We start from the raw sequence: 6,000 nt of genomic DNA on the forward strand, positions 1-6,000 counted from the left end.
GGCTGTTATGATATTAACCGGAAATGAAGATTTAAGAGTGATTAAAACGATCGAAGCCATCAAGAGCGCGTTTGAAGCGCTGATCTGCGAAAAGGACTATGAGAAGATCACGGTCAAGGAGCTTTGCGACCGCGCGAAGATCAATAAAAAGACCTTTTATCATTACTATGAAACGCTGGATATGCTGCTTGCGGAAATGCAGGAGGAGCTGTCCGCGGGATTTCTTGAACGCGTGAAGGACTACGCGCTGCCCGACGACCTCGACAAGGTGAACCGCGAGTTCTTCCTCTACGCGTCCGAACAGGGGCTTGCTTATGAGAAGATCACCTGCGGCGGAACATATCACGCGATCCGCGACGAGATGACCGATCAGGTCAACGGTGCGGCGTGGAGCAGATCGAAGAAGTATCAGAAGCTCAACGGCTATGAAAAGAAAGTCCTGATGGGCTTCATCAACAACGCTGTGCTGAATGCCTACCGCGAGTGGGTGCAGGACGGAAAGAAGATCCCGATGGACGAGGTGATCGAGATCACCAACAAGCTCGTCCTCGGCTGCGTGAAAGAATTCTTTAAATGAGCTGGGAACCCGGTCAGCCAATTCCGCCTTTTTATGCGTTTCATTTTACAGAAAACAACCTCAACAGCATAATAATATGTTAAGTATAAAACGCCGCTGATGTAGTCCAAAGCAGCTCTAAAACGTCCGGATCTCAGCCGTGTCGCGTTTTTGTGAGAAAGTAGGGTAATATGACTTCCTTTTCGGATTTCAAGCAAAAAGTGCTGATTTAAAGTGCGATTTCAGCTTAGAAAGTCAGTGTTTAAGCCATTTATATAATAAGGCTGTTTGATAATTTCACTTGAAGCTAAACAAAAATGTTAGTCACAGTATCACCGTTTCTTTATACAAGAAAGCGCGCTCTGCGCGCATTTCGCATAGCCATCGCTCGTTGTTGCGTAGCAACAAACTGAGCGGGCATACAAATCTTTTTTACTTTATTAGAAATAAAGTAAAAAAGGAGCCGGGGAAACCGGCTCCGAAAATCAGCAATTCAACAAGTTGCGATAAATCATCAGATCCTCATCCTTGAACACATTGAAGATGACCTTGATATCGCTGCTTGTTGTTTTTTTGTAGTCTTTCACAGTTGATATGGCGATCTCAGCCGCCTTATGCTGCGGGAATCCGAACACACCTGTGGAGATACAGCAGAACGCGATGCTTTTACAGCCGTTTTCTTCGGCAAGCTTCAAGCAGGAGAGGTAACAGCTTTTCAACAGCTCACAGTGCCGCTCATTCAATCTGCCGCTGACGATCGGTCCCACGGTATGAATGACATATTTGCTCGGCAAATTGTAGCCGGGAGTTATCTTAGCCTGACCTGTAGGCTCCTCGTGCCCCTGCTCGCGCATGATCTCAAAGCACCGGTATCTCAGAGATAATCCGGCAGCGCTATGCAAGCAGTTGTCGATGCAGGAATGTAAGATCCTGAAGCAGCCCAAAAGCTGGGCGTTGGCGGCGTTCACCACCGCGTCGCAGGAGAGCGTTGTGATGTTGCCCTGCCATAAATAGAGGTCTTTTTCAACAGGGGTGAGGTCAGATATTTTTGTGATACCCTTTGCTTCGTTTTCAGCTCTGAGATATTCGCTTTCAATTCGTAGATATTCCTCGCTGATAGGCTTCGGCATCCAAATATTCATCAATCCACGAAGCAGATCCTTCTGCCCCTGCTCATCATTCGGGATTCTGTAATGGCTGAGTTGGGAACGATCCTTTTGCAGTTCTTTGATCAACCAGATACGTTGTTCTTCATGCGTCATACAGCTTGGCGAAGTGTTCCCTGTCGGGGATCACACGCCGCGTTCATTTGCTCTCTCGTCATACCGTGCGCCTCACGGTAATGCCGAAGAATATGGCAATAATCCTTTTGCCGTAGTAACGGATTGAAAGTATATATTAAATGTATCAGGCACTTGCCTTGAATGATGTGATAGGTTTGTGTGTGATTTAGTAAGGTATCGCGTTGTCGATGCAGCCGTGACAGGGAACGAAACAGCCGAGCATTTGCGCGTTAGCGGCGTTGACAGTCACGTCGCATTTCAGCGTAGTAATATCGCCCTGCCAAAGATAGATAACAATAAACCTCAATAGTTAAAGATAATATGAGCAGTTTAACTGGTATTCTGATTTGAACTTCAAAATCATTATTCTATATTTAAACGTATAGTATTCTTGATATATATCAAGAATATCTTGACTTTTAAACATCTTGTGGGTATTATATGAAAGGATGGAGGCTTATTATAATGAATGAAAAAGCTCTTTTAAGCTATGCTAAATTATGGAAATTAATGATTGATAAAAACATTAATAAAACACAATTAAAAGAAATGGCTAATATAAGCACAAACGCTGTTGCAAAAATGAGCAAAAATGAACCTGTTTCTTTAGATACCTTGTCAAAAATTTGTTTTGTATTGGAATGTGGAATCGGCGATGTGATTGAAATTACATTCGATAAATACAATGATTCTGGAGGAAATTATGATGATAACGAAGAAGTACTTTGATGTTCATATGCATATAGATAATGATAGTAAAGAAGGGTACTCCATTTTTTTAATGGCTGACTCTATAAAACAAGCACTCGATATTATACGAAGAGAAGCTTTGTATGAAGACGAAAAAGATTTAAACAACATTGATTATATAGGTGAAATCACAGAACAAGAATTCAAATTATCGAATATGAGGAAATAATAATGGAAAAAGAGATAGAATATACATTAACGACAGACAATAACCATATTAAAGAATATGGTCAATACTTTACAAATTTTGACGTAGCAAAATTTATGGCTACGTGGGTTTGCACAGCTGCAGGAAGCCTTTTAGATCCTGCAGCCGGCAATAGTGTATTTCTCAAATACGCTAAAGAATCAAATCCTAATTGTACTTTAATTGGTTATGAAATCGACCCGAACATTCTTGGTTTTTTTGGAAATCCAACAAATGCTTCGCTCAAAAACGAAGATTACCTAATGACTGGTTGGGAAGATAAATACGACGCTATAATATGTAACCCCCCCTATAACCGTTTTCAGGCAGTTGCAAACAGAAATGAAATAATAAGAGAAATTGAGAAACACACTGGAATCAAATATAGCAGTTATACAAATCTCTATATTCTTTTCCTTTTGAAAAGCCTTCATCAATTATCAGACAAAGGAAAACTCGCTTATATAGTACCAACAGAATTTTTAAATTCCAAATATGGCACACCTATAAAGGAAAAACTTGTTAACGAAAAACTATTACGTGCCATTATAAATTTCAAAAACGACCAAGAAATGTTTTTTAATTCAACAACCACTTGTTGCATATTATTAATTGATAAAGAAGAAAAAGATGGCGTACAATTCTATAATTTAGAATGCATTTCCCAATTATTTGAGATAAATCTAAACAGCGCCAATGGATATCATCTTGTCCTTTATAAAAATCTATCTCCCGAAAAAAAATGGCGAGAATATATCCAGCACGAACAAGCAATAGTGTATTGCAATTTAAAAGAGATTTCAGAGTTTTGCAATATATCTAGAGGAATCGCCACCGGTGCTAATGAGTTTTTCTGTTTATCTAAATCTAAAATAGAAAAAAACGAACTACCATATACCAATATTGATGAGTGTATATGTAGGTCTGCCGATGTCAAGAACATAATCTTCACTCACGATGATTTTATTAAATTGGCCGACGCTGACAAAACTGTTTTTTTACTTGATATAAAAGACATAAACAGCATCACAACAAAGAAATATATTACAAACGGTGAGGAAAAGGAAATCAATAAAAAATATCTATTATCCCGTAGGAAGCCCTGGTATTCTATGGAACAAAAACCAATTGCACCAATTTGGGTTTCTTCTGCATGCAGAGATAAGATAAAATTCATAAGAAACATTGCAGGAGTAAAATCTTTAACAACATTCCATTCTATTTTTATTAATAAAAATTACGAAGCTGATATTGACATCATTTTTTGCTATTTTTTGACTCCTATCGCACAAGAGATAATACGTCAAAACAGGAAAGAATTAGGTAATGGTTTAGAAAAATTCCAACCAAATGATTTAAAAACGGCAAAAATGCTTGATATTACAATAATATCCGATGAAGATAAGCAAGAAATAATCAATATTTATCATATGATGATAGATAAACCAAATGATTCATACATAGAATCATTAAATGATATTTTTGAAAAATATTTATGTGCATAATTAATAAGATAAAAGCCATCAACGTAAAAGATGGCTTTTTTACTGTACAATATATTCCTTTAAAGAAATATCCTGATCCGAGGGAACTTTTTTTACAAGAATAAGACTTTCCTCTGGAATAATAGCTTTTATCTTTTTTTGCACTTGCCCTGTTTGCAACGAGTATCGAGTCACATTAAAAATATATTTTGAATCTAGTCGTTCTAGAATTGGTGTATTATAATGAATCAGCTGATTACCCACAATTCTTAAAGTGCCCGGATTCTTAGGAGTACCTGAAATTGCATCCGTTTCTCCATCAAGGAACATTTCTATCAATTGTTGAAATGTAATAGTCATTAGATCACCCCCTACTTTTATTTTTTTTCTTAACTAACGCTATTTCATTTGCTTCTTTTAAAACAATTAAAAATTCCTGCGGCGTTCTTTTAACAGCATTAGATAATTCTTTGTATTGCGATGATTGCAGATTACCATTATTACTTGGATTAACATATACATCAGGAATCCATGCAGTAGGAAAAACAATGCATTTTTCTAAACCAATTGTCATATTAGGTTTAAAACTAATTACAAAAGTGGTAACGTATAGATTTGCGTTCGGTTCTGAATTATAGAAATCAATTAATCCTACCGCCTTTGAAATATCATCCTTATTTGTACGTCCACCCTTTACAGATGATTTTATATTTACATATGACGTTTTATTCCCATCATATTGAAATTTAAAATCATATACTCCAACTTCCGAATCCGCTGGAGCAACGCTATCAAATCCCAACGATTTTACTTGTGATTCAAGACCTTGACTTATTACTTCTTCTACTATTCGCCATACCGTTCTTCCTTTTGCCGCTTTTCTCCACCCATACGGCATAATTTTATTATTCGCAATCGGAATATCCCCTATATTTTTAATAAGCTGGTTTAGCTTATCTTCTAGAAACTTTCTTTCTGTTTCAACTGCTAAATACTTTTGTTCGTTTGACATAGTAATTCCACCTATTGTTAATCTATACCCTCAAACAGTTCACTTAAACTTACTTCTAAGCCATCTGCTATCTTTTTAATATTATTAATAGAAATATTTCGTTTGCCAGCTTCAACAGATGCAAAATAAGTCCTGTCCATGTTAATATGAAGTGCAAATTTCTCTTGACTTAACCCTTTTTGTTTCCTTAACACCTGAATTCGATTTCCGAGTTTCCTTGTAACCATACCTCAACCTCCACTCTGTAATAATATAAGCACACGGACTTTATAACAACGGGATATAAGTAACAATGCGAATTTAAAAAACAAAAGATTCCATAAATGCATATGGAATCTTCTGAAACATTATATATTCGTTTTTATGAACGTGTTCTCTTATTTGGTCGTAAATTGGTTGTAAGTTTCGACATTACCTACTTGTAACTGCTGATATTGCGCCATTCCTTACGATCAGGATTTCATTGTCGGGACTTCCGATACATCATGCGAAAAACCGTTCATAACCATCCATAGCCCTTTATTTAAGCCATTTTCGATTTTGCCACTTGAATATTAAAGTAAAGGGAGTTATTAGGGAGATGTTATCTCCCTGAAAAAACAAAAAGACCTTGATGAAAACGAATCCACCAAGGTCAAATTCATTAAATATGCGTCAGTACAAGTTGCTAAATACATTTGAGAATAGGATCGATATATTTTTTATCAGTCCAATCACACTTGTTTTCT

At 37.0% G+C, this 6,000-nt stretch carries 8 protein-coding genes and 1 pseudogene; 4 read left to right on the top strand and 5 right to left on the bottom strand.

Translation table 11 applies throughout. From position 1 onward, the window contains the following. Positions 1-7 precede the first annotated feature (7 nt). Positions 8-577 carry a TetR/AcrR family transcriptional regulator gene (locus R2I50_RS00655; protein ID WP_316607126.1) on the top strand — a complete coding sequence of 190 codons (570 nt, stop codon included), beginning with the start codon at positions 8-10 and terminating at the stop codon, positions 575-577. A gap of 464 nt (positions 578-1,041) precedes the next feature. Here R2I50_RS00655 and R2I50_RS00660 read toward each other — a convergent pair whose 3' ends face one another. Both R2I50_RS00660 and R2I50_RS00665 read right to left on the bottom strand, forming a co-directional pair. Next, positions 1,042-1,818: a protein-ADP-ribose hydrolase gene (locus R2I50_RS00660; protein ID WP_316607127.1), complete on the bottom strand. Its 777-nt coding sequence runs from the start codon at positions 1,816-1,818 to the stop codon at positions 1,042-1,044. A gap of 196 nt (positions 1,819-2,014) precedes the next feature. Further along, a pseudogene (locus tag R2I50_RS00665) lies at positions 2,015-2,131 on the bottom strand (protein-ADP-ribose hydrolase); the annotation flags it as partial. A gap of 173 nt (positions 2,132-2,304) precedes the next feature. On the opposite strand from R2I50_RS00665, the gene R2I50_RS00670 reads away from it, so the two are divergent. From R2I50_RS00670 to R2I50_RS00680, 3 genes are read left to right on the top strand one after another with little or no spacing between them, the layout of a single operon-like run. Further along, the gene (locus R2I50_RS00670) at positions 2,305-2,568 is read left to right on the top strand and encodes a helix-turn-helix transcriptional regulator (protein WP_316607128.1); all 264 of its coding nucleotides are present in this window, start codon (positions 2,305-2,307) and stop codon (positions 2,566-2,568) included. Further along, positions 2,543-2,758 (top strand): hypothetical protein, encoded by a 216-nt coding sequence (locus R2I50_RS00675; protein WP_316607130.1) that lies wholly within the window; start codon positions 2,543-2,545, stop codon positions 2,756-2,758. The genes R2I50_RS00670 and R2I50_RS00675 overlap by 26 nt, the downstream gene beginning before the upstream one ends. Before the next feature lie 2 nt (positions 2,759-2,760). Continuing rightward, positions 2,761-4,281 (top strand): N-6 DNA methylase, encoded by a 1,521-nt coding sequence (locus R2I50_RS00680; RefSeq protein WP_316607131.1) that lies wholly within the window; start codon positions 2,761-2,763, stop codon positions 4,279-4,281. A 39-nt stretch (positions 4,282-4,320) separates the two neighbouring features. Here the strand turns inward: R2I50_RS00680 and R2I50_RS00685 are convergent, their stop codons facing one another. From R2I50_RS00685 to R2I50_RS00695, 3 genes are read right to left on the bottom strand one after another with little or no spacing between them, the layout of a single operon-like run. Continuing rightward, positions 4,321-4,620, bottom strand: a complete 300-nt coding sequence (locus tag R2I50_RS00685) for a hypothetical protein (protein ID WP_316607132.1) — start codon at positions 4,618-4,620, stop codon at positions 4,321-4,323. A 4-nt stretch (positions 4,621-4,624) separates the two neighbouring features. Continuing rightward, a complete protein-coding gene (locus R2I50_RS00690) occupies positions 4,625-5,272 on the bottom strand; it encodes a hypothetical protein (RefSeq protein WP_316607133.1) in 648 nt (215 codons plus the stop codon). 17 nt (positions 5,273-5,289) lie between these two features. After that, on the bottom strand, positions 5,290-5,499 hold the full coding sequence (locus R2I50_RS00695) for a helix-turn-helix transcriptional regulator (RefSeq protein WP_316607134.1): 210 nt from the start codon (positions 5,497-5,499) through the stop codon (positions 5,290-5,292). Positions 5,500-6,000: the final 501 nt, after the last annotated feature.

This window comes from uncultured Ruminococcus sp. (genome assembly GCA_902785355.1).
Classification (GTDB): Bacteria; Bacillota; Clostridia; order Oscillospirales; family Acutalibacteraceae; genus Ruminococcoides.

Excerpts from the sequence above, each read along its gene's own strand:
- R2I50_RS00655 (WP_316607126.1), top strand. The coding sequence starts at position 8 with ATGATATTAACCGGAAATGAAGATTTAAGAGTGATTAAAACGATCGAA.
- R2I50_RS00660 (WP_316607127.1), bottom strand. The coding sequence starts at position 1,818 with ATGACGCATGAAGAACAACGTATCTGGTTGATCAAAGAACTGCAAAAG.
- R2I50_RS00670 (WP_316607128.1), top strand. The coding sequence starts at position 2,305 with ATGAATGAAAAAGCTCTTTTAAGCTATGCTAAATTATGGAAATTAATG.
- R2I50_RS00675 (WP_316607130.1), top strand. The coding sequence starts at position 2,543 with ATGATGATAACGAAGAAGTACTTTGATGTTCATATGCATATAGATAAT.
- R2I50_RS00680 (WP_316607131.1), top strand. The coding sequence starts at position 2,761 with ATGGAAAAAGAGATAGAATATACATTAACGACAGACAATAACCATATT.
- R2I50_RS00685 (WP_316607132.1), bottom strand. The coding sequence starts at position 4,620 with ATGACTATTACATTTCAACAATTGATAGAAATGTTCCTTGATGGAGAA.
- R2I50_RS00690 (WP_316607133.1), bottom strand. The coding sequence starts at position 5,272 with ATGTCAAACGAACAAAAGTATTTAGCAGTTGAAACAGAAAGAAAGTTT.
- R2I50_RS00695 (WP_316607134.1), bottom strand. The coding sequence starts at position 5,499 with ATGGTTACAAGGAAACTCGGAAATCGAATTCAGGTGTTAAGGAAACAA.